Consider the following 25326-nt stretch of genomic DNA (forward strand, 5'->3'; position numbering starts at 1 on the left):
GCAGCGACATCCGCATAGTGCAGGCATGAGGCGCCGCATCGCGGGCCGTGCCGGAAGGACGCATCGATGGGACTGATCAGCCTGCTGTGGGGCATCGTGGCGATGATCCTGATGATCCTCGCCCTCATTCCGCTGCTGGGGGCCGCGAACTGGCTGGTGATTCCCTTCGCCGCTGTCGGCGCGATCATCGCCGCCATCGGCATCCTGTTCACCCGTACCGAAAAACGCGGCCGCGCGAAGGCCGGCCTGGTGCTCAACGGCATCGTCATCATCGTGGGCATCGTCCGCCTCTCGCTGGGCGGCGGCGTCCTCTGATTCCCGCCCGGACGCAGCGTTCCACGCTGCGACCGCCGGTCGCAGGCCGGCTCCCGCCCGACGGGCGTATCATGCGGCGCTCTGCCAGGAGCCCGTGATGGCCTATCCCTACACCCGCCCGCGCCGCATGCGCCGCGACGAGTTCTCCCGCCGCCTGATGCGCGAGAACGTGCTGACCACCAACGACCTGATCTACCCCGTGTTCGTGCACGAGGAGAAGGGCCGGGTGCCGGTGGCGTCGATGCCGGGCGTGGAGCGGCTCTCGATCGACGAGCTGTTGCGCGTGGGCGAGGAAGCGCTGGAACTGGGCGTGCCGGTGCTGGACCTGTTCGGCGTGCCGGATCCGTCGGCCAAGACCGCCGACGGCCGCATCGCGTGGGACGAGGACGGCCTCATCCCGCGCGCGATCCGCGCCTTGAAGGCGCGCTTCCCCGAGCTGGGCGTGATGAGCGACCAGGCGCTGGACCCGTACACCACGCACGGCCAGGACGGGCTGATCGACGACGCCGGCTACATCCTCAACGACGAGACGATCGAGGCGCTGGTCAAGCAATCGCTGGCGCACGCCGCCGCCGGCGTGGACATCCTCTCGCCCAGCGACATGATGGACGGCCGCATCGGCGCGATCCGCGAGGCGCTGGAGAAGGCCGGCTTCATCAACACCCGCATCATGTCGTACGCGGCCAAGTACGCCAGCGCGTTCTACGGCCCGTTCCGCAGTGCGGTGGGCAGCGCCGGCAACCTGGGCAAGGGAAACAAGTTCACCTACCAGATGGATCCGGCGAACTCGAACGAAGCCCTGCACGAGATTGCGCTGGACCTGGACGAAGGCGCCGACATGGTGATGGTGAAGCCCGGCCTGCCGTATTTGGACGTGATCCGCCGGGTGAAGGACGAATTCGGCGTGCCGACGTTCGCGTACCAGGTCAGCGGCGAGTACGCGATGATCAAGGCCGCGGCCGCCAACGGTTGGCTGGATGAGAAGGCCTGCGCACTGGAAGCCCTGACCGCGTTCAAGCGCGCCGGCGCCGACGGTGTGCTGACTTATTTCGCATTGGACGCGGCGCGCTGGCTGCGCAACGCCTGAGCGTAATTGCTCATAAACAAACGGGAGCCCTGCGGCTCCCGTTTCCGTTTCTGCCTCAGAAGCGGGCTTCCAGCCCCAGCATCACCGTGTCGGCACGGTTGAACTCGCAATCGCTGTAGTCATCGCAGTCGTCGTAGTAGTACTCGTCCGCGTAGACGAACGCGGTGTAGCCCAGGCTGACGTTGAAGTGGCGGTTGATGTCCACACCGATGGCCAGACCCGCGTAGCCGCCGTCGGTGGAGAAATCACCGCCACCGGGGAAGTCCTGCTCCGCATCGAAGTAGCCACCGCGGACCACGGCGAACCACGGGCTTTCGCCGAAGTTCATGCGCGCGTTGGCGCCCACGGCCTTGTACGTCGCCTTCGGGAAGCGATAGCCGCCATCGGTCGTTTCATCCAGCCGACCGCCCGACAGTTCGACACCGACCTGCGCCCAAGGCCCCGCCTGCCAGCGGTAGCCCGCGCTCACGGCGATGGCGTCCTGCTCGACGTCTTCGTAGATCCAGCCCTGGCCGATCTGCGCGCCCACGAAGAAGCCACCGTGGTCCTGCTCACGCGCCGGCGGTGCAGCCGGTGCTACGTAGGGTGCCGGTGCCACGACCGGTGCGGGGGCCGGCGGTGCGGCAACGGCCTGCGTTGGCGCGGCCGTCGGCTGGGCGGGTGCGGGGGCCGGGGTCTCCTTCTTGCGGAAGGCATCGTAGGCAGGCGAGACGGACTGCGCCTGGGCGTGGAACGCGAAAGCTAACAGCGCGAAGGGCAGGCAACGGAACAACGGTTTCATCGAGTTTCCCCTTTCGGTCATGGTGAGATCCCCGCGTCCTTGCGGTACCGGCGGGGCGGAGTCGTGGTGCGATTGCAGCCTGACGAAGGCGCGCATGCGAGCGTCCGAACCGATCCGCAGGCGGTCGGCAGGTGTTCTCGCAGCAGCAGGTTTCGATGGATGGCGGCCCGACTCCCCAGCCCGGCCTGCCTGTCGCCTTGATCCCTGGCGCCCCGTTTCGGCGGCGGCACAGTGAAGGCCACTGGCATCGCCTGTCAAGCCGCCGTCCGTGCGCGGTAGACTCGGGTCGAAGCAGCAGCGGCGGACCGAAGGCGCTGCGGCAACCATCCTTCCTCCCGACGGGGTCCTGCGCCATGTCCAGCCATCGCTACGCCGTATTCGGCCATCCCGTCGCCCACTCGCTATCGCCCCGCATCCATGCGGCGTTCGCGCGGCAGGTCGGCATCGCGCTGGAGTACACGGCCATCGACACCGCGCCGCACGACTTCGTCGCCACGCTGGACCGCTTTGCCGGCGAAGGCGGCGCAGGGGCGAACGTCACCCTGCCGCTGAAGGAAGCCGCCTTCGCGATCTGCGCCCAAGCGACCGACCGCGCGCGCCGCGCCGGCGCGGTCAACACGCTGACCCGCAACGATGGCCAGTGGCATGGCGACAACACCGACGGCGCGGGGCTGGTGCGCGACCTGACCGGCCGTCATGGTCTGGACCTGCGCGCACGACGCGCGGTGATGATCGGCGCGGGCGGCGCGGCGCGCGGCGTGGCGCCGGCCCTGCTGGATGCGGGCGTCAGCGAGTTGATCATCGTCAACCGCACACCGGAGCGTGCCGATGCGCTGGCCGACGCGCTCGGCGAGCCGGACCGCACGCACTCGCGCTACTGGGACGACCTGCGCAACCTCGGCGATTTCTCGCTGATCATCAATGCGACCTCGGCCGCACGGCAGGACCAGGGCGAGTTCACCTTGCCCTTCGGCCTGGCCACGCCGCGCACGCTGGCGGTCGACCTCAACTATGGCGAAGCGGCGATCCCGTTCCTCGCCTGGGCGCGCGCCGCCGGCTGCCACGACGCGGTCGACGGCCTGGGCATGCTGGTCGAGCAGGCCGCCGAGGCCTTCGAACACTGGCACGGCGTGCGCCCGGAGACCGACGCGGTTTACGCGGCGCTGCGCGACAAGGACAAGGTGCTGGTGACGGCGGATTGAGCGTCACGCCATGGCGGTGGCCGGATTACCTAGATCGCACTCCAATCGGGACGACGCATGGACGGATTTCTCACCCAACTATTGACGATGCTGGGCTACCAATTGCCCGAACTGCTGGCCTGCGTGGCCGGTGTCGCGATGCTGGCGATGTGGGCGCCGGCGGCGCCGGGCAGGTCGCTCGCGCTGGCCGGTACCGTGGTGATGCTGATCGCCACGGTGCTGCGCGCCGCGATGAGTACCTGGCAGGCGTGGCTGATCAACAGCACTGCCGACGGTTATGCGTCGATCAGCGGGATGATATCGCTGTTCGGTGCGGTTGGCATGCTGCTCGGCGTGGTATCCGCCGCCGGCCTGGTGATGCTGGCCTGGGGCGCCAGCAAGGCGATGCAGGCGACCCGCGCCGCTGCCTAGGGCGCGGCCACACGCTCCGCGCGCACCCGCAGGCGCCAGCCCCCGTTACTGGCGCGCGCCGCTACAGCACGCCGTCCCGCTTCACCGCCAGGTAGCGCTCCACCAGCGCGCCCGGCAGCTCGTCGGTGGTCACGTCCAGCACCATCACGCGATGGCTGCGCAAGGCTTCGTGCGCGGCGGTGCGCTGTTCCAGGTAGCGGGCGACGGCACCGGCATGGATCGCGCCCTGCAGGTCGCGCACTTCATGTCCGAGCGCGTCGTCCAATGAGGTTTCGCGCAGGCTGGCCACGCAGACCAGGTGCCGACGCTGCAGCAAGCGCACGGCCGCCAGCAGATCCTCGATGTCCTCATCGCGCACGTTGGTCACCAGCATCACCAGCGCGCGGCGGCGCTGGCGCAGGCTCAGCTCGGTCGCCGCCGCCAGGTAATCCGTGGCGACGGCGCGCGGCTGCAGGTCGTAGCTGGCGCGCAGCAACGTGTCGATGGCGCCCATGCCGCGCTGCGGCGCCACCCAGCGGCGGTCACCGCCGGTCGCGAGCAACCCCACGCCATCGCCCTGCCGCAGGGCCAGGTAGGACACCACCAGCGAGGCGTTGAGCACATGGTCGAAGTGGCCCAGCGCATCCTCGCGCGCCATCATCCGGCGGCCGGTGTCGATCAGCATCACCAGCTGCTGGTTCTTCTCGTCCTGGTATTCCCGCGAGATCAGTTTGCGCGAGCGCGCCGTCGCCTTCCAGTCGATCTGGCGCAGGCTGTCGCCGACGCGGTATTCGCGCATCTGGTGGAAGTCGGTGCCTTCGCCGCGGCGCCGCTTCAGGTGCGCGCCGACCAGACGCGAGGCCTGTTCCGCACTGAACAGCGCGAAGCGCGTCAGCGGGGCGAAGTTCGGGTAGACACGCACGCGCTGCGGCACGCCGGCCACGCGTGCCTGCCGCCACAGCCACAAGCGCGAACGCAGCCGCAGGTGCACGCCTTCGAACACGGCATCGCCGCGTGCGGCGGGCTGAAGGCGATAAGTAAAGCGCGTGGCCGAGAGCGCCGCCAGCTGCAGGCGACGCGGCAGGCCCGAGGACGTCCACCCGCCGGGATGCAGATCGAACACCTCCACCCGCTGCCGCACCCGCGATTCCAGCTGCAGGGCGACCTCGCGCTCGATCCCCAGCGGCAAGGCCTCCGGCACTTCGCGCACCACTTCGGGCGTGGGCCGCCGGTGCAGCCACGCACCGTCGAGCACGGCCACCACCGCGATCGCCGCGCCCACCAGCTGCCACTGCCACAGCGGCCAGGCCAGGAACGGCACAGCAAGCCCGGCCAGACCCCATACGGAGAGCAGCAGGATCAGAAGCGGGGCAGGCCTCACGCGCGCGATCCCGCCGCGGCGCGCGGTGCGGCGTCAGGTGCACACGGCAGGATCATTTGCGGGGCGCGTCCACTTTCGCCAGCAGCGCGCGCAGCGCGTCGTCGGGCGACTGGCCTTCGATCTGCAGTTCCGGCGCCAGCGTGATGCGGTGGCGCAGCGCGGGACGGGCGATGTCGCGCACGTCGTCGGGAGTGACGAAATCGCGACCCTGCAACACGGCCTGCGCGCGCGCCGCGCGCACCAGCGCGAGGCTGCCGCGCGGACCCGCGCCGAGGGCGATGCCCGGCCACTTGCGCGTCGCCGCGACGATGCGTACGGCGTAATCGATCACCTGTTCGTCCACCTGCACGGCGGCGGTGTCGCGCTGCATCGCGATGATGTCGTCCGGCCCCAGCACGCGCTTCACCTTCGACAGGTCGAAGTCGGCGGCGGTGCGGCCGGTGGTGATCGCGTCGACCATGCGCTTCTCGTCCTCCAGTGCGGGGTAGTCGATCAGCACCTTCAGCAGGAAGCGGTCCAGCTGCGCTTCGGGCAGCGGATACGTGCCTTCCTGTTCCACCGGGTTCTGCGTGGCCAGGGTGATGAAGGGCGGCGAGAGTTCGAAGGACTTGCCCTCGATCGTCACCTGGCCTTCCTGCATCACTTCCAGCAAGGCCGCCTGGGTCTTGGCCGGCGCGCGGTTGATCTCGTCGGCGAGCAGGATGTTGGTGAACACCGGACCGCGGCGGATCTTGAAGCTCTCGGTCTTCGGGTCGTAGACGGCGTGCCCGCTGACGTCGCTCGGCATCAGGTCGGGGGTGAACTGGACGCGTGCGTAGGTCAGCTCCAGCGCCTGCGCCAGCGCGCGCACCAGCAGCGTCTTGCCGAGGCCGGGCACGCCCTCGATCAGCACGTGGCCGCCGGCGAGCAGCGCGATCAGGATCTGGTCCAGCACGTCGGCCTGGCCGATGAAGGCCTTGGACACCTCGTCGCGCACGGCATCGGCGCGGGCCGACAACGCATTGCCGGGCGTCGGCGGGAGCGCGGGGGGCGCGGCAGCGGTCTCGTCGTTCATAGGCAGTTTCTCAGTTGGATCAGCAGGGAGATGCGGTCGCGGAATGCCGGCCGGTCGTGCGAGGCGGGCGCGTTGAGCGCGGTACGGATGCGGTCGGCGGGCACGCCTGTGCGCGCGGCGATGGCGGCGACCTGGGGTTCGCCCGACAAGGCGGCGGCGACCGGGTCGCGGCGGCGCAACCGGGCCAGGAACGCCTGGCGCACGGCGGAATACAGCATGACGCCGCGGCCGTAGCGGTAGAGATGTTCGCCGCTGGCACGGACGTGTTCGAGCAGCGAGCGCCGCTCGCCGGCCGGCGCCGGCACCGGCGGGCCGAACCGCTGCATGCGCATCCACAGCCAGGCGGCTAGGGCGAGCACCAATGGAATCCACACCATCCAGCCGCGAACCAGCAAGGTGCGCCACAACGACGGCATCTGCGCGGCGTAGACCAGGTGCATGGTGCCCTGGCCGTAGTTGGGCGCCAGCACCTGCCGCGCCAGTGCACGGTGCGGTCCGTCGCGCAGACCACCCTTCGGCGGCGTGCCGAGCGCATCGCCCAGCGGCGGCCGGGGCTCGGCATTCATCAGGAAGTCCACATCGGCCAGCACGTCGACGTGGCCGCGCCCGTGCGCGAGCCGCGCATAGACGAAGCCCGCCTGCAGGTCGCCCCACGAGATTTCCGGCACGACGCCATCGAAGGCGAAGCGACGCCCGCGGCAGAACTCGACGTGGTGGTCCTCGCCCTCGACCTGGAAGGCCTCGCAGTCGGGTGTTTCCTCGACCAGCCACACGGAAAGCTGGTCCAGCAGCGCCGCATGCGGCGTCTCTTCCTCGACCAGGGCCTCGTCGTTGGTGCGCAGCGGCGTACGCACGATCAGATGCCCGCCGCGCTCCACCCACGCCAGCAGCGCCTCCGCCTCCGGCGGCGACAACGCGCGCGGGTCGTTGAAGAGCAGCAACGTGTCGTGCGGGCCGAGGGCATTGTCGTCCAGCATGAGGCGCTGGCGCGCATTCACCTTGATCCCGTCGGCCTCGAGCGTCCGCGCCAGTGCGTACAGCGGGTTGTAGGCGGCCTCGCCACTCGGCGGCAGATACAGTGTCTTTTCCACGCGGACATAGGTGTGGAGAAACCACGCCACGACCAGGGCCAGCAGGACGAACGCTACGAGCAGGCTGCCGCCGACGATCCGACCGTTGCGACGCGCGTTCATGACGCCCACCCGTAGCGCTGCTGCAGTTCCGCCACCAATGCATCGAATTCGTTGTCGGCAGGCAGGCGCTGGCCGTAGGCCGCGTACTGCCACACGCGGACCATCAATGCGAACGCCTGCCGGTCTTCGGCCCGCGGCATGCGCCGCGATGCCCGCAGGCATTCGGCCTCCGTCGCGCCGGGCGGCAAGGCGATCTCGGCACGTGCGCTCATGCTCTCCACGCTCGCGCGGTAGAGCAGCGCCAACGCGTGCCGCGGACGGCCATCGCGCCACAGCGCGCGCGCGGCGGCGGCGATGTCATCGGGCAAGGTCTCCGGCAACACCAGCGCCTCGATCTGCGGGCTGTCCCGGTACGGCGCCGGTGCGCGCGAGATGCCGCGCATCCACGGCCACCAGTAGCGCGCCGTGGCCAACAGCACGATGACCAGCACACCGGCCACCAGCCACAGGCCCCACTCGCCGATGAAGGCGAAAAAGTTGGCCAGGGCCATCAACAGCGGGGTGCCGCTCAGCGAGAAGTCGCTCTTCTGCCGTTCCTGCTTCTTCCGCGGTTCCCAACTGCCCTCGGTGCGCTTGCGGTCCAGCAGCGGGTCCTTGTACGCGCGGTCGGCCGCCTCACGGAACGCGCGATCATCGACGCGCTGGTCGCCGAACACGATCGGCAATGTGGGCGGTGTCGGTTTCTCCGGGGCCGGTGCTTCCCTCGCCGGCACCGTCGGCGGCAGCCCGCCATGCCGTTCCTGCGCACCCGCGTAGCCCGGCAGGCCCGCCAGCAGTACGGCGGCGAGCAGCACCGGCACCGCGGCAGCCAGCCGCGCGCGCAGTTTGCGGAACACGATCTCCACGTCCCAGGCTTCGATCTCGGTGCGGCGGTTGAGGTACAGGCCGAACCCCGCACCGATGAAGAACGGCTCGGTGACGCTGACCGCGGCCCACAGCAGGGCGTTCCATGCCAAGTGCAACCACACGGGCCATTCGATGGCCATGATGCGGAACGCCGCCTGCATGCTGTCCGGCAGCAGGTCCTGCGGCAGGTAGACCAGCACTGCCACCACGCCGCCCAGCACCAGCGCGACGGTGAACAACTGGCAGATCATCGTCAGCAAGAACGCCGTGCCGTACGCCTGCCCACCGAGCACGCGGCGACGCTGCCCCAGGCGCTCGCCCTGCACGCCTTCCAGCAGATCGATGGGCATGTACAGGGAGCGCACGGGGCTCAGCCGGCGCCAGGTCAGCAGGTGCAGCATCGTGCGCACGCCCCACTGGCGTTGCGCACGCAAGGTCTCGCGCGTGCCGGGCACGCTGCCGAAGACCGCACGCGAGATGACATACAGCGGTACGCGGTCGAACACGGGCTTCAGCCACCACATCAGCAGCGCGGCCAACCAGAAGGCGTCGATCAGCCACGCGCCCAGGTTGAGCAGGACGAACAGCGGCACCGTCAGCCACAGCCACGGCGTCCAGATCGCGCCGGCGTGGCGGCGCACCAGCGCCATGCCCAGTTCGATGGCCTCCCAGCCCGAGCGCGTGCGCAGGCGGACGGTGAGCTCCTCAATCCTCATCGGCCACCCCGCGCCCACCGAGGCCTAGCCACAGCGCCACCAATGTCCACAGCACACCGGACACGCTGTACTTCACCACCGCCGGGATGGATTGCGTCGAGGACCAGAACGCCTCGATGAAGGCCGCGACCAGCAGCATGAAGGCCACGCCCAGGCACAAGCGCGCGCCCTTCGTGCCGGCGATGGCCAAAGCATCGATCCGACGATGGCGGCCCGGCGCGATCAACGCCAGTCCCAGCCGCAGGCCGGCGCCACCGGCCAGCACCAGCGCGGTGAGTTCGAACGGGGCGTGCCCGCAGACGAAACGCCAGAGCGGATCGCCGTAGCCGATCTGCTGGAGGTGGCCGAACACGGTGCCGATGCTGATGCCATTGGCGATCAGCACGATCAGAGCACCCACCCCCGCCACCAGGCCACCGGCGAAGGTCTTCAGGCCGATGCTGATGTTGTTCCAGATGTAGACGCCGAACATCTGCCAGTCCGAGCCGCTCTCGCGGCCGAGGGCGTGGCGTGGATCGCTCGGGTCGTACATGCGCTCGTACATCGCGACCTGTTCGGGCGATGCGAGGCTGTACACCAGTTCCGGGCGCAGCTGCAGCAGCACGAACATCAGCACCAGCGGGAACACGAACGCGACCGTGGCCACGGCCATGCAGCCGGCTTCGCTGCGCACCAGCCGCGGGAAATCCGCCAGCAGGAAGCGCGCCGCCCGCTGCCAGCGCGGGGCGGGCGTGCGGTAGAGCACGCCGTGGCCCTGCTGCATCAGCGCCTGCAGGCGATCCACCACCACCGGGCTGTAGCCACGCGCACGGGCCAGCGCCAGCTGCTGGCAGATGCGGCGGTAGCGCGCCGGCACTTCCTCGTCGGTCAGCGTGCCGGTGTTGCGTTCCTTGCGCGCCCGCCGCGCGCTTTCGCCGCGGGCCAGCAGCCAGGATTCGAACGCCAACCATTCGGCCTGGTGGCGGGCCACGAACTGCTCCTGCCTCATCGCCGCCCCAACAGCCAGTTGGCCATGCCGTACAGGCGCTGCACGCCGACCTGGCCGCGCGCGCCAGTGACCGGCGCCACCAGGTTGGCGAGCTCTTCCTGCCGCGACGGCGTCAGTTGCGGGGCGCGCTCCCCGAAGGCGACGACCGCGCCTTGCTCTTCCGGCAGCAGGCCCGCCGGCGGTGCGAAGACTTCGTTCGCCGGCGCCGGCGTGTGTTCGCGCTCGCCGGTCGCGTGCACCACCAGCGTGCCGGCGACCATGTCGCCCAGGCGGCGCGCATGCGTGTCGGTCAGGCACGACACCAGCCCGGCGGCGTAGCCGAAGGGCAGCATGTCCACGGTGCGCAGCAGGTTGCGCGTGATCACGGCCAGCCAGCCCACCGGCGCGCCATCAGCCGCGACCACGCGCAGCCGCAGCGCCTTCTTGCCGACGGTCTGCCCCTGCCACACCGCCTCAAGCACGATGGGATAGGCCCAGAACAGCAGGAACAGGCCGATCAGGTACAGACCCTCACCGGTCTTGCCCAGCAGCGCCAGCACCATGCCCAGCACGCTCAACAGGCCGAAACGCACCATCAGATCGATGCTCCACGCCAACGCCCGCGGCACCGGGCCGGCGGCGGGCAGATGGAGGGGGACGCCCTCCGGCGTGACGACTTCGCGGTAGGTGTCCAGCATCAGGCGCGCACCACGATCGTGTCGGCCATATCGTCGTGCAAGCACCGACGCTCGTCACGGAAGATCGTCAGCGCATCCACCAGCGAGAACAGCGGTCCGATACACGGCAACGCCGCGATCAGCGTCGGCAGGACGTAGCGCATTCCCAGCAGCCTGGCGGCGGCGCAACGCGTGCCATCCGCGCGCACGATGCGAAGACCGAACCATCGCTTCGCCACAGTCTGTCCGTCGCGAACCAGCAGGAAGACGTTGATGCCGACCAGCACCAGCGCCAGCGGGGTCGCCGCCCAGGCAGCCGGTACCAGCACGTGCGTCCACGCGGGTGCGGCTTCCAGGAGCAGCATGTAGCCGGGGAACAGGAGAGCGCTGACCATGACGTTGTCCACGATGACTGCTCCCAGGCGCTCTGCTCGACCCGCCAACATGCGCGGTACATCCTCCGCGGCCGTGTCGATCACGGTCGCGGGCGCGGCATACGGATTGCCCTGCTCGTCGGCGCTTTCCATGCGTAATCCCCTGTACACGCCGACTTTAGCCGGACGCGCCACGCTTGCCCAGCCGCACTACACTCCGCCCCCGTGGACACCCTCTTCTCCTGCCGATCGGGCTGCGCAGCGTGCTGTACCGCGCCGTCGATCACTTCGCCGATCCCCGGCATGCCGCAGGGCAAGCCGGCGGGCGTGCCGTGCGTGCAATTGGATGAGGCGCTGCGCTGCCGGTTGTTCGGGCGCCCCGAGCGCCCGGCGTTCTGCGGCACGCTGAAGCCCGGCCCCGACATGTGCGGGACCAGCCGGCAGGAGGCGATGGCGCTGTTGGCGGCGCTCGAACGCGCGACCACGCCCTGACCCAGCAGATCATTCCACCTGCGTGGAGATCCACCAGGTGGTGCCGCCGGCATCGCGGAAGCCGCCACGGCGATCGCCATCGCCCTTCTCCTCGGGCGCCTGCACCGGCTCGGCGCCGGCGGCCAGCGCGCGTGCCCACGTGGCATCGACGTCCGGCACGTACACATGCACGTGGCTGGGAAGGGCCGGCCAACCGTCCATGCCGTCGGCCAGCATCAACACGGTGTCGTCGATGCGCACTTCCGCATGGCCGAGGCGGTCGCCCATCGGATGCATGCGCAGCGGTTCGGCGCCGAAGACGGCCTCGAGGAAGTCGATCGTGCGCTGCGCGCCATCGACGACCAGGTACGGTGCGGCCGAGGTGTAGCCCTGCGGTTTCCAGGCCATGCGGATTCTCCCGCGGCGCGACAGGCGCCGGTGATGCTCAGGCGATGGGCGGCGGCTGCAGGTACTGGTCCTTCAGCCGGACGTAGTGGCCTGCCGAATAATGCAGGCTCTCGATTTCCTTCTCGGTCAGCCTGCGGGCGAAGCGGGCAGGATTGCCCAGCCACAGCTCGGCCTCGCCCACCACCTTGCCCGGGCCTAGCACCGCGCCGGCGCCGAGGAAGCCGTACTTCTTCACCGTGGCGCCGTCGAGGATGCAAGCGCCCATGCCGATCAGGCACAGGTCCTCGATGGTGCACGCGTGGATGATGGTGCCGTGGCCGATGGTGACGTCGGCGCCGATCAGCGTGGGATAGCCGGCCTTGTTGTACGGGCTGTGGTGGCTGACGTGGACGATGGTGCCGTCCTGCACGTTGGTCCGCGCACCGACGCGGATGAAGTTGACGTCGCCGCGCAGGATCGTGCCGGGCCAGACGGAGGCATCCTCGGCCAGTTCGACATCGCCGATCACGGTAGCGGCCGGATCGACATAGACCCGCGGGCCGAGGACGGGAAAGCGGCCAAGATAGGGGCGCAGGGCGGTCAGAGTGGCGGTCATGCCCGGATTGTAGTGCGCCCGCTCGGAAGGGAAGGCATACACTCGGGCAATGACGACCTTCCCGCATGCCGCCACCACCGCCGCGAACGCGGCCATCACCGCCGCCAACAGCGCGATCACGGCCGCCACCGCGGGACGCGAGCCCGCCGCGCCGCCGTCCGATCGCCCCGTGACGCGCGATACGCAGGTGGTCGACCTGGCCCCAACGCTGGACCGGTTGCGCCAGGCCTGGCAGGCCCGCAAGCCCGACTACGCGCAGCGTCGCGACGACCTGCAGCGGCTACGCGATGCACTGAAGCGCCGGCTGCCGGAGATGGCCGACACCGTCGCCGCCGATTTCGGCCACCGTTCGCGCCACGAGTCGCTGATCGCCGACGGCATGACGGTGCTCAACGAGATCGACCACCTGGCTTCGCACCTGCGCCGGTGGATGAAACCGCGCCGCGTGGGCGTGGGCTGGCGCTTCTGGCCGGCGCGTGCCGAAGTGCGGCAAGCGCCGGTCGGTGTGGTCGGCGTGATCTCGCCTTGGAACTATCCGGTCAACCTGGCGCTGATTCCGCTGGCCACCGCGATCGCGGCCGGCAACCACGTCTACCTGAAGCCGTCGGAACACACGCCGCGCACCACCGAGTTCCTGCGCTCGCTGCTGGCGGAGGTTTTCCCGCTGGAACGCGTGGCCGTGGCCGCCGGCGGTGCCGAGGTGGCCGCGGCGTTCGCCGCGCTGCCGTTCGACCACTTAGTGTTTACGGGTTCCACCGCCGTCGGCCGCAAGGTGATGGCGGCCGCGGCGCCCAATCTCACGCCGCTGACACTGGAACTGGGCGGCAAATCGCCCGCCATCGTCTGCGACGATTTCCCGGTGGAACAGGCCGCCGCGCGGTTGGCCACCGGCAAGTGGTTCAACGGTGGGCAGACCTGCATCGCCCCGGATTACGTGCTGCTGGTGGGCCGTAGCCGGCGCGACGCGCTGGTGCAGGCGTTGCGCGAGCAAGTGGCGGCGCGCTACGGCGACCTGTCCGATGCCGGCGACTACACCCGCATCATCAACGACGGCCAGTTCGGCCGGCTCGAAGGCTACCTGGACGACGCCCGCCAGCGCGGTCACGAGGTGATCCCGCTGGCCTCCCACCACGACCGCGCGCAACGGCTGTTCGCGCCTGCGCTGGTACTGGAACCCGGCGACGACGCGAAGGTGATGCAGGACGAGATCTTCGGCCCGATCCTGCCCATCCGCACGGTCGGCTCGCTGGACGAGGCCCTGGCCTACGTCAACGCGCACGATCGCCCGCTGGCGCTCTACCCGTTCAGCCACGACCGCGCGCGCGTCGAGAAGATCCTGCGCACCACGCTGGCCGGCGGCGTGACCGTGAACGACACCGTGCTGCACTTCGGCATCAACGCGCTGCCGTTCGGCGGCATCGGCCCCAGCGGCATGGGCGCCTACCACGGGCGGGCGGGCTTCGATGCGATGAGCAAGGCGCTGCCAGTGCTGTGGCAGCCGCGGCGCGCGGGCAGCGACTTGCTGAAGCCGCCGTACTCGAAGGTCGCGCGCTTCATCGACTTCATCATCCGCTAGGGATCCTCTTAACGACCCGGCTCCTGCCAGTCGTTCTTGCAAAGGCGGGAACCCCGCCGTCGTCCCAGCGAAGGCTGGGACCCATTTTGATCCTGCGGTTTCTTAATCGGCCTACTGTGTCCACGGGCTCATCGGCGGGCGCCACAGCAAGAGCCAGTGGATCCCAGCATGCGCTGGGATGACGGGATCGAGTTGTTGCGTGCGGTGTGGGTGTGGCTCATCTCTTGGCTCGCGCGAACGCTAGGTCCCGGCGTTCGCCGGGATGACGAGTGGTCACTCGGCTGTCAGATACCGAGGGTATGACGCACAGCCGTCGTCCCAGCGAAAGCTGGACCCCGTTTCATCCTGCGGTGGCCTGGATTGGCCTATGGCGGCCAGAGCTCATCAGGCAGGCGCAACGGCAAGAGCCAGTGGATCCCAGCCTGCGCTGGGATGACGCCGTCTGGATTGTCTCGTGGGCTTTTGGTGTGCCGCGTGGGTCATGCAAAGGCGCTGGGTCCCGGCATGCGCCGGGACGACGAGAGGTCATTCGGCTGTTGGATGCCAGCGGCATGCCACAGCAGCCGTCGTCCCAGCGAAAGCTGGGACCCAGTTTGATCTTGCGGTTGCCTGGATTGGCCTATGGCGGCCAGGGCTCATCGGGCCGGCGCAACGGCAAGAGCCAGTGGATCCCGGCCTGCGCCGGGATGACGGGATCGGGTTGTTGCATGCGGGATCCACGGGCGCGGCGTCCGGAGGCGATAAGGGCCACGATGGCCCTTGAGGTCATGTGGCGCCCTCGACTTCGTCGAAAATGGACCTTCCCGTCCGTCGCACGGTCAGACCCGACGCAAGGATCCGCATGCCGACTGCCGCCACGCCCGCCAAAGCCACCCGCCGCGAATGGATCGGGCTGGCCATCATCGCCCTGCCCTGCATGGTCTATGCGATGGACCTGACCGTGCTGAATCTCGCGCTGCCGGCGATCAGCGCCGAGCTGGATCCCAGCGCCAGCCAGCTGTTGTGGATCGTCGACGTGTACGGCTTCCTCGTCGCCGGCTTCCTGATCACGATGGGGACGCTGGGCGATCGGATCGGCCGACGCAAGCTGCTCTTGATCGGCGCGGCGGCGTTCGCGGCCGCCTCGGTGATCGCGGCGTTCTCGCGCAGCGCGGAGATGCTCATCGCGATGCGCGCCCTGCTGGGCGTGGCGGGCGCGACGCTGGCGCCGTCGACGATGTCGCTGATCCGCAACATGTTCCATGACGAGCACGAGCGCCAGTTCGCGATCGGCGTGTGGATCGCGGCCTTCTCGGTCGGCGGCGCGATTGGCCCGCTGGTCGGCGGCCTGCTGCTGCAATGGTGGTGGTGGGGCGCGGCGTTCCTGGCGGCGGTGCCGGTGATGGTGCTGCTGCTGGTGCTGGGGCCGAAACTGCTGCCCGAGTACCGCGACCCGGACGCAGGCGCGCTCGATCCGGTCAGCATGGTGCAGTCGCTGTTCGCGGTGCTGGCCGTGGTCTACGGACTAAAGCGCATCGCCGAGTACGGCGCCGATATGCGCGGTCTCGCGGTGCTGCTGGTCGGCATCGTGCTGGGCGTGCTGTTCGTGCGCCGGCAGAAGCACCTGGCCTATCCGTTCCTCGACGTGACCCTGTTCCAGCGGCCGGCATTCTCGGCGGCCATCGTCGCCTATGCACTGGCCGGCCTGTCGATGATGGGCGTGTACATCTTCATGACCCAGTATCTGCAACTGGTGCTGGGCCTGACCCCGCTGCAGGCAGGCATCGCGACGGTGCCGTGGTCGCTGTGCTTCACCTTCGGCTCGCTGCTGGCGCCGCGGCTCGCACGGCACTGGGGCGCGCGCCGGGTGATGGTGCGCGGCCTGCTGCTCGCTGCCGTGGGCTTCGGCATCACCGCATTGGTGGTGCCGCCGTACGGGCTGTGGATCCTGATTTCCGGCATGCTGGCGATGAGCCTGGGCATGGCGCCGGTGTTCACCGTCGGCAACGAACTCATCATCACCACCGCGCCGCCGGAACGCGCGGGCGCAGCGTCCGCCTTGGCCGAGACCAGTGCCGAACTCAGCGGCGCACTCGGCATCGCTATGCTCGGCAGCGCCGGCATGCTGGCGTATCGCCTGTGGCTGGACCCAACCCTGCCGGCAACGCTCGCCGACACCGACACGACGCGCGCGTTGTCCACGCTGGGCGGTGCGGTGGCCGTGGGTAGCGAACTCGGCGGTGCGGCGGGGGTGGCTGTCGTCGACACCGCACGCACCGCCTTCACCGACGCCATGCGGGCCATCGCCGTGTTCGGCATGGCGATGATGCTGGTGGCCGCCTGGATGGCCGCGCGGCTGATGCGCGACGGCGAGGGCGAAGCGCACGGCGCGGTGGCGGCCGACGAAGCCTCGGGCGCATGATGCGCCGGCTGGCATAGAATCGCCGCCATGAAGATCGCCAGCTGGAACGTCAATTCGCTCAACGTGCGCCTGCCGCACCTCACCCAGTGGCTGGGCGCGTTCGCACCGGACATCGTGGGCCTGCAGGAAACCAAACTGGAGGACCACCGCTTCCCCGACACCGCCCTGGCGGAGCTGGGCTACCGCAGCGTGTTCGCCGGGCAGAAGACCTACAACGGCGTTGCACTGCTGGCGCGCGAGGCCATCGACGACGTGCAGGTGGGCATTCCGGGCTTCGACGACGAACAGAAGCGCGTGATCGCCGCGACGGTGGGCGAGGTACGCATCGTCAACCTCTACGTGGTCAATGGCCAGGACGTGGGCACCGACAAATACGCTTACAAGCTGCGCTGGCTGGAGGCGGTGCACGACTGGTTGGCCGCCGAACTCCAGGCGCATCCGAAGCTGGTGGTGATGGGCGACTTCAACATCGCGCCGGACGAGCGCGACGTATTCGATCCGAAAGTCTGGAACGACGGCCACATCCTGACCTCCGCCGCCGAGCGCGCCGCCTTGCAGCGGCTGTACGCGCTCGGCCTGCACGATGCGTTCCGCCTGCACAGCGACGAAGCCAACGTGTACAGCTGGTGGGACTATCGGATGGGCGGCCTGCGCCGCAACCTGGGCCTGCGCATCGACCTGACCCTGGTATCCGACGCCTTGCGCGGAAACGCGGTGGAATCGGGCATCGACCGCGAACCTCGCACCTGGGACCGGCCGAGCGACCACGCCCCGGCGTGGGTACGGCTGGGCGGTTGAACGACGCAAACGAAGAAGGCCCGGCGGATGCCGGGCCTTCTTCTTGCCACGGGCCTTGGGTGCGTCTCGAATGCGCACGCGGCCGCAGCGGAACCGCTACCGGGCGCGACCCCGGCTGAGCAGGTTGACGATCAGCAACAGGACCACGGCGCCGATGAAGGCGGTGATCAGGAAGCCGACCCAGCCGCCGCCCAGGCCCAGGCCCAGCGTGGGCAGCAGCCAGCCGCCGAGGAAACCGCCGATGATGCCCACCACGATGTTCAGGATGATGCCTTGCGAGCCATCGCGCTTCATCACGATGCTGGCCAGCCAGCCCGCGATGCCACCCACGATCAGATAGATAAGAAAATTCATGCGTCGCTTCTCCCTTGTTGGACAGGACCCCATCGCGCGGGGCACGCTTGAATCTTTACCGTCCGGCGTGAAACCACCGTTAACTCACATGGGGGACGCGTCCTTGCCACTGCTGGATACCGCGGTCGTGCTGCGATTGCACGCCGTACCGCACCACGCACCGCGTGCCCGCGCATGAATTGGCGCGACGCCCCCGCCGAGTGGCGCCACGACGGCATCGCGCTGTGGCTGCTGCCGCACGCCCCGCGGCAACGCGGCGAACCGCAGGCTCGCGAGTCGCTGGCGCGCACGCTGGGTTTCACGCCAGAGACGTTGCCCATCACCCGCGATGCGCACGGGCGGCCGCACTTCATCGCACCGCTGCACCACCTGGAGACCGGCTGGAGCCATAGCGGCGAAGCGCTGCTGCTCGCGCTGGGCGAAGACGTGGAGTTGGGCGTGGACATCGAACGCCTGCGACCGCGGCCGCGCGCGCTGGAGCTGGCCGAACGCTTCTACCATCCGGAAGAGAGCGCGTGGCTGCGCGCGATCAACGACGACGATGCGCGCCTGCTCGCGTTCGTGCGTCTGTGGTGCTGCAAGGAGGCGATACTGAAGACGCACGGCCAGGGCATTTCGTTCGGCCTGCACCGCTTCCACGTCGCGCTCAGCGACGAAGCCCCGCGGCTGGTGGCCTGCGATCCGGGCCTCGGCCGACCCGACGATTGGCACCTACACGAGTGGGCGCCGCGACCGGATTACCGCGCCGCGCTGGCCTGGCACCCACGGGGCCGGCGCGAAGGCCTGCGATAATGGCGCGATGAACGACACCGCCTTCCCCGCCGACTTGCGCGACACCCTGCACCGCGGACTGACGACCCTCGGCCTCGATGCCGACGCGCTGGCGCCGCGCCTGCTGGCCTACCTGGCCCTGCTCGACCGCTGGAACAAGACCTACAACCTCACCGCGATCCGCGACCCGCGCGAGATGGTCACGCGCCACCTGCTGGACTCGCTGGCGATGCATCCGTTCGTGGACGAACTTGCCACCCGCGGCGGCGCGCTCGCCGACCTCGGCACGGGACCGGGCCTGCCCGGCATCCCGTTGGCCATCGCCAAGCCCGGCCTGCGCGTGACCCTGGTGGAGAGCAACGGCAAGAAGGCGCGTTTCCTGCGCGAAGCCGTACGCACGTTGAAACTGGAGAACGCCCGCGTGGCCGAATCGCGCGCCGAGGCGCTCGACGAACCGCAGGCCTACGACGCGCTCACTGCGCGTGCGCTGGACGTGCTGGCCGGCATCATCGAGGTCAGCGGCCATCTGCTGAAGCCCGGCGGCGCGTTGCTCGCGATGAAGGGCGTGCGACCCGACGATGAGATCGCGGCCCTGCCGGCCGGCTGGTCGGTGGCGACGATCGACGCCCTGGCTGTGCCCGGGCTGGTCGGCGAGCGCCACATGGTGGTCGTCCGCCGCGACTGAATCGCGCACCGCGCCGGTGCGCACGGTGTAACTCCTTGATATGACTGAGTGCGCTCCCGCGATGTCGCGCGGGCGCGCGGCCTGATGACCGGACGCGGCCGGTCCATGCGTTGGGATGATTTCGCACGCCCGCTCCCGACCCCCCATAATCCCCTACCCACCCGTCATCGATAAGGCGCCCTCGCATGGCCCGCATCATTGCCATTGCCAACCAGAAAGGCGGAGTCGGCAAGACGACCACCGCCGTGAACCTCGCCGCCGCGCTCGCACGCGCGCCGCAGCGGGTGTTGCTGGTCGACCTGGATGCGCAGGGCAACGCGACGATGGGCAGCGGCGTGGACAAGCGCGAAGTCGAGGCCTCGACCTGCGACGTGCTGCTGGGCGACGTGGAGGCGAAGGCCGCGGTGGTCACCACCGCCGAAGGGTTCGACCTGATGCCGGGCAACATCGACCTGACCGCCGCCGAGATCCAGCTGATGGAATCCTCCGGCCGCGAACTTCGCCTGAAGACCGCGCTGGAAAGCCTGCGCCCGGACTACGACTTCATCATCATCGACTGTCCGCCGGCGCTGTCGCTGCTCACGCTCAACGCGCTGACCGCCGCCGACTCGGTGCTGGTGCCGATGCAGTGCGAGTACTACGCCCTGGAAGGCCTGTCGGCGCTGATGGAAACGATCGACGCGCTGCGCACGCGCCTGAATCCGGGCCTGGAGATCGAAGGCGTGCTGCGCACGATGTTCGACATCCGCAACAACCTGGCCAACGCCGTGTCCGGTGAACTGACCACGCATTTCGGCGACAAGGTGTTCCGCACCATCGTGCCGCGCAACGTGCGCGTGGCCGAGGCACCCAGCCATGGCCAGAGCATCGTCGGCTACGACCGCGCCTCGCGCGGCGGCGTGGCCTACCTGGGCCTGGCCGGCGAGATCCTGCGCCGCCAGGCCGACCGCAAGAAGCAGCAGAAGCACATGGAGCACGCGTGATGAGCGCCCCGAAGAAACGCGGCCTGGGTCGCGGACTGGAAGCCCTGCTCGGCCCGAAAGCCGCCGAGACGCCCCCGCCGGAAGCCCAGCCGGGCGAAGCGTTGCGCACCCTGCCGGTGGCGCAGCTGCAGCCGGGCAAGTACCAGCCGCGCATGGCGATGGATCCGTCCAAGCTCAGCGAGCTGGCCGAGTCGATCAAGGCGCAGGGCGTGATCCAGCCGATCGTCGTGCGCGAGCTGTCGCCGGGCAAGTTCGAGATCGTCGCCGGCGAACGCCGCTGGCGCGCCTCGCAGGAAGCCGGCCTGGCCGAAGTGCCGGTGGTGGTGCGCGAACTGGACGACCGTACCGTCATCGCGATGGCGCTGATCGAGAACATCCAGCGCGAAGACCTCAATCCGCTGGAAGAGGCGCAGTCGCTGCAGCGCCTGATCAACGAATTCTCGCTGACCCACGCCGAGGCCGCCGAGGCCGTGGGCCGTTCGCGCGCCGCCGTCTCCAACCTGCTGCGCCTGCTGGAGCTGCCGCCGGCCATTCGCGCGCTGCTGGAAGCACGACGCCTGGAAATGGGCCACGCGCGCGCGCTGCTGACGCTGTCGCCCGACCTGGCCAGCAAGCTGGCCTCCGATGCCGCCGAACAGGGCTGGTCGGTGCGCGAAGTGGAACACCGCGCGCAACAGTTCGCCGCCGGCAAGGTGCCGGTCAACGGCAAGAAGGCCAAACCCACCAAGGCCGCGCCGCAGCCCGACATCGCCTCGCTGGAAACCGAACTGTCCGAGAGCCTGGGCACGCGTGTGACCATCGCCCACGGCCGTGGCGGCAAGGGCAAGCTGATCATCCAGTACACCGATCTGGACACGCTGGATGGTGTGCTGGAGCGCCTGCGCCCGAAGGGCTGAGGCGCTCAGGTTGTTGTGGGAATGTGGGATGTGGGAGCGACGTAAGTCGCGATAGCGGTCAAGCAGGTCCAGCGATGAGCGAAAACCTCGCGACTTACATCGCTCCCACAAAGACGGGCGTTGCCGCCCGGACGGGCACAGCACCGCTGCATTACCATTCGGATTCCGCTTCGACCGGATATCTGCCTTGAACCTCCGCATCGCCGCCCTCCTGCTCGCGTGCGCACCGCTGCACGCGCTCGCCTTCGCGCCCTCCGACGCCGACCAGCGCTTCCAGGCGATCTATGAAAAGGAATGGAAGTGGCGGCAGGAACAGACCGGCCAGGCCGATGAGGACTCCGATACCAGTGGCGACAACACGCGCCTGCCCGATGTCGGTGCCGCCGCGCACGAAGCGCGCCTGAAGGTGTGGGAGCAGGTCCTGAAGGACCTGGACGGCATCGATGCCACGCAACTGTCGGCCGAGAACCGCATCAACCTTGCCATCTACCGCCCGCAGGTGGAGAACCTCGCCGCGGAAGTACGCCTGCGCGCGTACGAAATGCCGTTCAACTCCGACTCGTCGTTCTGGTCGAACCTGTCCTTCATGGCGCGCCGGCAGATGAAAACGGCGGACGACTACCGCGCTTACGCCGCGCGCCTGCGCGACGTGCCGCGCCACTTCGACCAGCACATCGCCAACATGCGCGCCGGCCTGGCGCGCGGCTTCACCGTGCCGCGCGCCGTGCTCGACGGCCGCGATGTCTCCATCGCGGCGGTGGCAGAGCTGAAGGATCCGGAGCAGTCCGCCTTCTACGCGCCTTACAGGAAGATGCCGGCCAGCATCCCGGCCGCCGAACAGGAAGCGCTGCGCAAGGACGTGCGCGCCGCGATCAGCGAGCAGGTCGTCCCCGCGTTCGGCACGCTGCTGGCGTTCTTCCGCACCGAATACATGCCGAGGGCGCGCACCACGCTGGCGGCCGAGGCGATGCCCGGCGGCAAGGACTTCTACGCGCAGCAGATCCGCGAATACACCACGCTGGACCTGACCGCCGAGGAGATCCACGCCATCGGCCTGAAGGAAGCCGCGCGCATCCGGGCCGAGATGCAGGAGGTGATCCAGCAGACCGGCTTCAAGGGCACGTTCGCCGAGTTCCTGACCTTCCTGCGCACCGATCCGCAGTTCTACGCGAAGACACCGCAACAGTTGCTCGACCGCGCGGCGTGGATCTCCAAGCGCGTCGATGGCGAGGTCGGCAAGTTCATCGGCACGCTGCCGCGCGGGCGGTTCACCATCGTCGAAGTGCCGGCCGACATCGCGCCGTTCTGGACGGCCGGCCGCGGCGGCCTGGGCACTTACTGGCTCAATACCTACAACCTGCCCTCGCGACCGCTGTACAACCTGCCGGCGCTGACCTTGCACGAATCCTCGCCCGGCCATTCGCTGCAGGCGGCGCTGGCGCAGGAACAAGGCGAACAGCCCGCGTTCCGCCGCGACAACTACATCTCCGCCTACGGCGAGGGCTGGGCGCTGTACACCGAGAAGCTGGGCAAGGAGATGGGCATCTACGAGACGCCCTACGAGGACTTCGGCCGGCTGACCTACGAGATGTGGCGCGCCGCCCGCCTGGTGATCGACACCGGCGTGCACCACAAGGGCTGGAGCCGCGACCGGGCCTTGGCCTACCTGCGCGACCACACCGCGCTGTCCGAGCACGAAGTCACCACCGAGGTGGACCGCTACATCTCCTGGCCCGCCCAGGCGTTGAGCTACAAGCTGGGCGAGATCGCCATCGTCCGCCTGCGCGGCGAGGCTGAGCGGGAGCTGGGTTCGAAATTCGACATCAAGGCCTTCCACGACGCCGTGCTGAAGCAGGGCTCGGTCACCCTGCCCGTGCTGGAGAGCCAGATCCGGGCCTTCATTGCCGAGAGCAAGGCCGGCCCTGCCAAGCCGGCGACGGCCGCCCCCTGATCTCACAATCGGGCGAGATCATCCCGTAGAGCCGAGCTTGCTCGGCTCCGTAACCCCTGCCCGATACCGGAGATGGGCAGGAAAGCAGCGGAGCAAGCTCCGCTCTACGTGGCCTGCACGCTAAGTGCTTGCGGGACAAGGAAAACCTCGGCATAATGCGCGGCTCGCTGCGTCCGGCCTGGCCGGATCTGCGGCCGGAAATGCGATTCCGGCTTGTGTCTGCAGCGGTTTTCGACCGTATCGCGTGGTGTCCGTCCTGTCCTGCAGGCCGTCCGCCGGGCCGCCGTCTCCCGGGCTATGGGCGACACAATTACCTATCGAGGTGCGTATGTCCCGCGTATGCCAAGTCACCGGCAAGCGTGTGCAGACCGGTAACAACGTCTCGCACGCCAACAACAAGACCCGTCGTCGTTTCCTGCCCAACCTGCATGAGCGCCGCTTCTGGGTCGCCAGCGAAAATCGCTGGGTCAAGCTGAAAGTGTCCGCGCACGCGCTGCGCACCATCGACAAGAACGGCATCGATTCCGTTCTGGCCGAGCTGCGTGCCCGCGGCGAAAAGGTCTGAGGAGTAACTAAACATGGCATCCAAGCGCGACAAGATCCGTCTGATCTCCTCGGCCAACACCGGCCACTTCTACACGACGGACAAGAACAAGAAGAACACCCCGGGCAAGATGGAAATCAAGAAGTACGACCCGGTCGTGCGCAAGCACGTGATCTACAAGGAAGGCAAGATCAAGTGACCTAGCGGCGCGTTCGCACAGCGAACGCCTTTGCCGCTAGGTCATCCCCGCGAAAGCGGGGATCCAGCGCCTCAAGGAAAACCCCGCCTCGGCGGGGTTTTCTGCTTTCAGTCTTCGGCGAGCCAAAAGCTGCCCCTCATCCGCCCTTCGGGCACCTTCTCCCCGCGTTGCAGGGAGAAGGGAACGGCGCTTGGGTTTTCATTTGTTCGCCCGCCAACGCAGAATCCGGAGCATCTCCTCCCCGGACACCCGCACCGCATGGACTGGTCCCTCGGCACGGCCCTGCTGATCGTCGACTGGCTGATCCGCCTCGCGGCGCTGTGGTGGATCCCCAGCCGCACGACCCCGGCCGCCGCGCGCAGCTGGCTGCTGCTGGTCGGCTTCGTACCATTGCTCGGCCTGCCGCTGTACCTGCTGCTGGGGCATCCCTGGCTGTCGCGCGAACGCATCACCCGCCAGGCGCGCGCCTCGGACGTGATCCGCGAGGAACAGCGCCCGCTCAGCGCCCTGCGCTGGACCCCGCGCGACGGCGCCGCGGCGGAAATGGCGCCGCTGATCGAACGGCAGGGCGCGTTCATGCCCACCCACGGCAATGCCGTGGCGCTGCTGGACGACTACGCCGCGTCGCTGCGCGCGCTGCTCGACGACATCGGCGCCGCGCAGCAGCAGGTCCACCTGCTGTACTACCTGATGTTCGACGATGCGGTGGGCGAGGCCGTGACCACGGCATTGTGCGAGGCCGCCGCGCGCGGCGTGACCTGCCGCGTGCTGTTGGATGCCGTGGGCGCCAAGCGTGGATTGCGGGCGTACCGCGGGCGGCTGCGCGCTGCCGGCGTGGCGGTGCACGACATGCTGCCCGGCGGCCTGCGCTGGCGGCGCAGCGGCCGGATGGACCTGCGCAACCACCGCAAAGTGGCGGTGATCGACAACCGCATCGGTTACGTGGGCTCGCAGAACCTCGCCGGTGCGACCTTCGTGCCCGGCCATCCCAATCGCGAACTGGTCGCACGCGTGCAGGGGCCGGTGGTGTCGCATCTGGAAGGCGTGTTCGCCAGCGACTGGTATATCGAGACCGGCGAACGCCTCGACGTGCAGCCGGACCTGTCGGTACAGGCGCAGGACGTGGCCGCGCAGCTGCTGCCCAGCGGGCCGGCGTATCCGTTCGAGAATGCGCGCGATACCGTCAACGCGCTGATCCACCTCGCCCGCCGCAAGGTGGTGCTGACCACGCCCTACTTCGTACCGGACGACGCGACACTGAGCGCGCTGCGCATCGCGGCGTTGTCGGGCGTGGACGTGCAACTGGTGCTGTCGGCCACCAACAACCAACCGCTGACGGCCTGGGCGCAGCAGTCGTATTACGCAGAACTGCTCGCCTGCGGCGTGAAGATCGCGCTGTACCGGCCGCACTTCCTGCACGCCAAGCACCTGACGGTCGACGACGACATCGCCCTGGTCGGCTCAATCAACCTGGACATCCGTTCGTTCGCGTTGAATGCCGAAATCGGCCTGGTCTGCTACGACGCCGACGTGGTCGCGCGCATCCGCGCGATCGAAGCCGATTACCTGGCACAGGCCGACATCGTGCAGGCGGAGGCATGGCAGCGCCGGCCGGGCTGGCAACGCAGCCGTGAAGGCATCGCGCGGCTGGCGGACTCGCTGATGTAGGGCTCAGCGCAGGGCGATGCAGTCCATTCGCTACAATGCGCGC

27 protein-coding genes are annotated in these 25326 nt (G+C 68.9%); 16 read left to right on the forward strand and 11 right to left on the reverse strand.

What is annotated here, in order from left to right; all coding sequences use genetic code 11:
* The first annotated feature begins 66 nt into the window (after positions 1-66).
* Together AC23D6_RS18160 and hemB are read left to right on the forward strand one after the other, a co-directional pair.
* Positions 67-315 (forward strand): hypothetical protein, encoded by a 249-nt coding sequence (locus tag AC23D6_RS18160; protein WP_487750600.1) that lies wholly within the window; start codon positions 67-69, stop codon positions 313-315.
* Positions 316-412: 97 nt separating this feature from the next.
* Positions 413-1402: a porphobilinogen synthase gene (gene hemB / locus AC23D6_RS18165; protein WP_487750601.1), complete on the forward strand. Its 990-nt coding sequence runs from the start codon at positions 413-415 to the stop codon at positions 1400-1402.
* 55 nt (positions 1403-1457) lie between these two features.
* On the opposite strand, the gene AC23D6_RS18170 is transcribed toward hemB, so the two are convergent.
* Positions 1458-2183 (reverse strand): outer membrane beta-barrel protein, encoded by a 726-nt coding sequence (locus AC23D6_RS18170; RefSeq protein ID WP_487750602.1) that lies wholly within the window; start codon positions 2181-2183, stop codon positions 1458-1460.
* A gap of 353 nt (positions 2184-2536) precedes the next feature.
* On the opposite strand from AC23D6_RS18170, the gene aroE reads away from it, so the two are divergent.
* Entirely contained in the window at positions 2537-3385 is an 849-nt protein-coding gene (gene aroE / locus AC23D6_RS18175; RefSeq protein WP_487750603.1) for a shikimate dehydrogenase, read from the forward strand.
* Between the two features lie 57 nt (positions 3386-3442).
* Positions 3443-3796, forward strand: coding sequence for a hypothetical protein (locus AC23D6_RS18180; RefSeq protein ID WP_487750604.1), 354 nt, complete (start codon positions 3443-3445; stop codon positions 3794-3796).
* Between the two features lie 61 nt (positions 3797-3857).
* On the opposite strand, the gene AC23D6_RS18185 is transcribed toward AC23D6_RS18180, so the two are convergent.
* From AC23D6_RS18185 to AC23D6_RS18215, 7 genes are read right to left on the reverse strand one after another with little or no spacing between them, the layout of a single operon-like run.
* The gene (locus AC23D6_RS18185) at positions 3858-5156 is read right to left on the reverse strand and encodes a DUF58 domain-containing protein (protein ID WP_487750605.1); all 1299 of its coding nucleotides are present in this window, start codon (positions 5154-5156) and stop codon (positions 3858-3860) included.
* 52 nt (positions 5157-5208) lie between these two features.
* Positions 5209-6210 carry an AAA family ATPase gene (locus tag AC23D6_RS18190; RefSeq protein ID WP_487750606.1) on the reverse strand — a complete coding sequence of 334 codons (1002 nt, stop codon included), beginning with the start codon at positions 6208-6210 and terminating at the stop codon, positions 5209-5211.
* Entirely contained in the window at positions 6207-7403 is a 1197-nt protein-coding gene (locus tag AC23D6_RS18195; protein ID WP_487750607.1) for a DUF4350 domain-containing protein, read from the reverse strand. The genes AC23D6_RS18190 and AC23D6_RS18195 overlap by 4 nt, the downstream gene beginning before the upstream one ends.
* Positions 7400-8965 (reverse strand): DUF4129 domain-containing protein, encoded by a 1566-nt coding sequence (locus AC23D6_RS18200; RefSeq protein ID WP_487750608.1) that lies wholly within the window; start codon positions 8963-8965, stop codon positions 7400-7402. The genes AC23D6_RS18195 and AC23D6_RS18200 overlap by 4 nt, the downstream gene beginning before the upstream one ends.
* On the reverse strand, positions 8955-9953 hold the full coding sequence (locus AC23D6_RS18205; RefSeq protein ID WP_487750609.1) for a stage II sporulation protein M: 999 nt from the start codon (positions 9951-9953) through the stop codon (positions 8955-8957). The genes AC23D6_RS18200 and AC23D6_RS18205 overlap by 11 nt, the downstream gene beginning before the upstream one ends.
* Positions 9950-10630: an RDD family protein gene (locus AC23D6_RS18210; RefSeq protein WP_487750610.1), complete on the reverse strand. Its 681-nt coding sequence runs from the start codon at positions 10628-10630 to the stop codon at positions 9950-9952. Before AC23D6_RS18210 ends, AC23D6_RS18205 begins: the two co-directional genes overlap by 4 nt.
* The gene (locus tag AC23D6_RS18215; protein WP_487750611.1) at positions 10630-11136 is read right to left on the reverse strand and encodes an RDD family protein; all 507 of its coding nucleotides are present in this window, start codon (positions 11134-11136) and stop codon (positions 10630-10632) included. Before AC23D6_RS18215 ends, AC23D6_RS18210 begins: the two co-directional genes overlap by 1 nt.
* Positions 11137-11208: 72 nt before the next feature.
* Here AC23D6_RS18215 and AC23D6_RS18220 point away from each other — a divergent pair, with 72 nt between their 5' ends.
* Positions 11209-11475: a YkgJ family cysteine cluster protein gene (locus AC23D6_RS18220; protein WP_487750612.1), complete on the forward strand. Its 267-nt coding sequence runs from the start codon at positions 11209-11211 to the stop codon at positions 11473-11475.
* A gap of 9 nt (positions 11476-11484) precedes the next feature.
* Here the strand turns inward: AC23D6_RS18220 and AC23D6_RS18225 are convergent, their stop codons facing one another.
* Both AC23D6_RS18225 and AC23D6_RS18230 read right to left on the reverse strand, forming a co-directional pair.
* Entirely contained in the window at positions 11485-11862 is a 378-nt protein-coding gene (locus tag AC23D6_RS18225) for a VOC family protein (RefSeq protein ID WP_487750613.1), read from the reverse strand.
* A gap of 37 nt (positions 11863-11899) precedes the next feature.
* Positions 11900-12457, reverse strand: a complete 558-nt coding sequence (locus AC23D6_RS18230) for a gamma carbonic anhydrase family protein (RefSeq protein ID WP_487750614.1) — start codon at positions 12455-12457, stop codon at positions 11900-11902.
* A gap of 49 nt (positions 12458-12506) precedes the next feature.
* On the opposite strand from AC23D6_RS18230, the gene AC23D6_RS18235 reads away from it, so the two are divergent.
* From AC23D6_RS18235 to xth, 3 genes are all read left to right on the forward strand, one after another.
* Positions 12507-14033 carry a coniferyl aldehyde dehydrogenase gene (locus tag AC23D6_RS18235; RefSeq protein ID WP_487750615.1) on the forward strand — a complete coding sequence of 509 codons (1527 nt, stop codon included), beginning with the start codon at positions 12507-12509 and terminating at the stop codon, positions 14031-14033.
* Positions 14034-14874: 841 nt separating this feature from the next.
* Positions 14875-16434 (forward strand): MFS transporter, encoded by a 1560-nt coding sequence (locus AC23D6_RS18240; protein WP_487750616.1) that lies wholly within the window; start codon positions 14875-14877, stop codon positions 16432-16434.
* 27 nt (positions 16435-16461) lie between these two features.
* On the forward strand, positions 16462-17232 hold the full coding sequence (gene xth / locus AC23D6_RS18245; protein WP_487750617.1) for an exodeoxyribonuclease III: 771 nt from the start codon (positions 16462-16464) through the stop codon (positions 17230-17232).
* 96 nt (positions 17233-17328) lie between these two features.
* On the opposite strand, the gene AC23D6_RS18250 is transcribed toward xth, so the two are convergent.
* Positions 17329-17586, reverse strand: coding sequence for a GlsB/YeaQ/YmgE family stress response membrane protein (locus AC23D6_RS18250; RefSeq protein WP_487750618.1), 258 nt, complete (start codon positions 17584-17586; stop codon positions 17329-17331).
* A gap of 174 nt (positions 17587-17760) precedes the next feature.
* On the opposite strand from AC23D6_RS18250, the gene AC23D6_RS18255 reads away from it, so the two are divergent.
* The 8 genes from AC23D6_RS18255 to cls all read left to right on the forward strand — a co-directional run bounded on the left by AC23D6_RS18255 (position 17761) and on the right by cls (position 25283).
* Complete coding sequence (locus tag AC23D6_RS18255) at positions 17761-18378, forward strand: 4'-phosphopantetheinyl transferase family protein (protein WP_487750619.1); 618 nt, start codon at positions 17761-17763, stop codon at positions 18376-18378.
* 7 nt (positions 18379-18385) lie between these two features.
* On the forward strand, positions 18386-19042 hold the full coding sequence (gene rsmG, locus AC23D6_RS18260; protein WP_487750620.1) for a 16S rRNA (guanine(527)-N(7))-methyltransferase RsmG: 657 nt from the start codon (positions 18386-18388) through the stop codon (positions 19040-19042).
* Positions 19043-19227: 185 nt separating this feature from the next.
* Positions 19228-20025, forward strand: a complete 798-nt coding sequence (locus AC23D6_RS18265; protein ID WP_487750621.1) for a ParA family protein — start codon at positions 19228-19230, stop codon at positions 20023-20025.
* Positions 20025-20921, forward strand: coding sequence for a ParB/RepB/Spo0J family partition protein (locus tag AC23D6_RS18270; RefSeq protein ID WP_487750622.1), 897 nt, complete (start codon positions 20025-20027; stop codon positions 20919-20921). Before AC23D6_RS18265 ends, AC23D6_RS18270 begins: the two co-directional genes overlap by 1 nt.
* 199 nt (positions 20922-21120) lie before the next feature.
* Positions 21121-22872: a DUF885 domain-containing protein gene (locus AC23D6_RS18275; RefSeq protein ID WP_487752679.1), complete on the forward strand. Its 1752-nt coding sequence runs from the start codon at positions 21121-21123 to the stop codon at positions 22870-22872.
* Between the two features lie 328 nt (positions 22873-23200).
* Positions 23201-23437, forward strand: coding sequence for a 50S ribosomal protein L28 (rpmB, locus tag AC23D6_RS18280; RefSeq protein WP_093489741.1), 237 nt, complete (start codon positions 23201-23203; stop codon positions 23435-23437).
* 13 nt (positions 23438-23450) lie between these two features.
* Complete coding sequence (rpmG, locus tag AC23D6_RS18285) at positions 23451-23615, forward strand: 50S ribosomal protein L33 (protein ID WP_027070918.1); 165 nt, start codon at positions 23451-23453, stop codon at positions 23613-23615.
* A 258-nt stretch (positions 23616-23873) separates the two neighbouring features.
* The gene (gene cls / locus AC23D6_RS18290; protein WP_487750623.1) at positions 23874-25283 is read left to right on the forward strand and encodes a cardiolipin synthase; all 1410 of its coding nucleotides are present in this window, start codon (positions 23874-23876) and stop codon (positions 25281-25283) included.
* The last annotated feature ends 43 nt before the right edge of the window (positions 25284-25326 follow it).

This window comes from Pseudoxanthomonas sp. G3 (genome assembly GCF_057654715.1).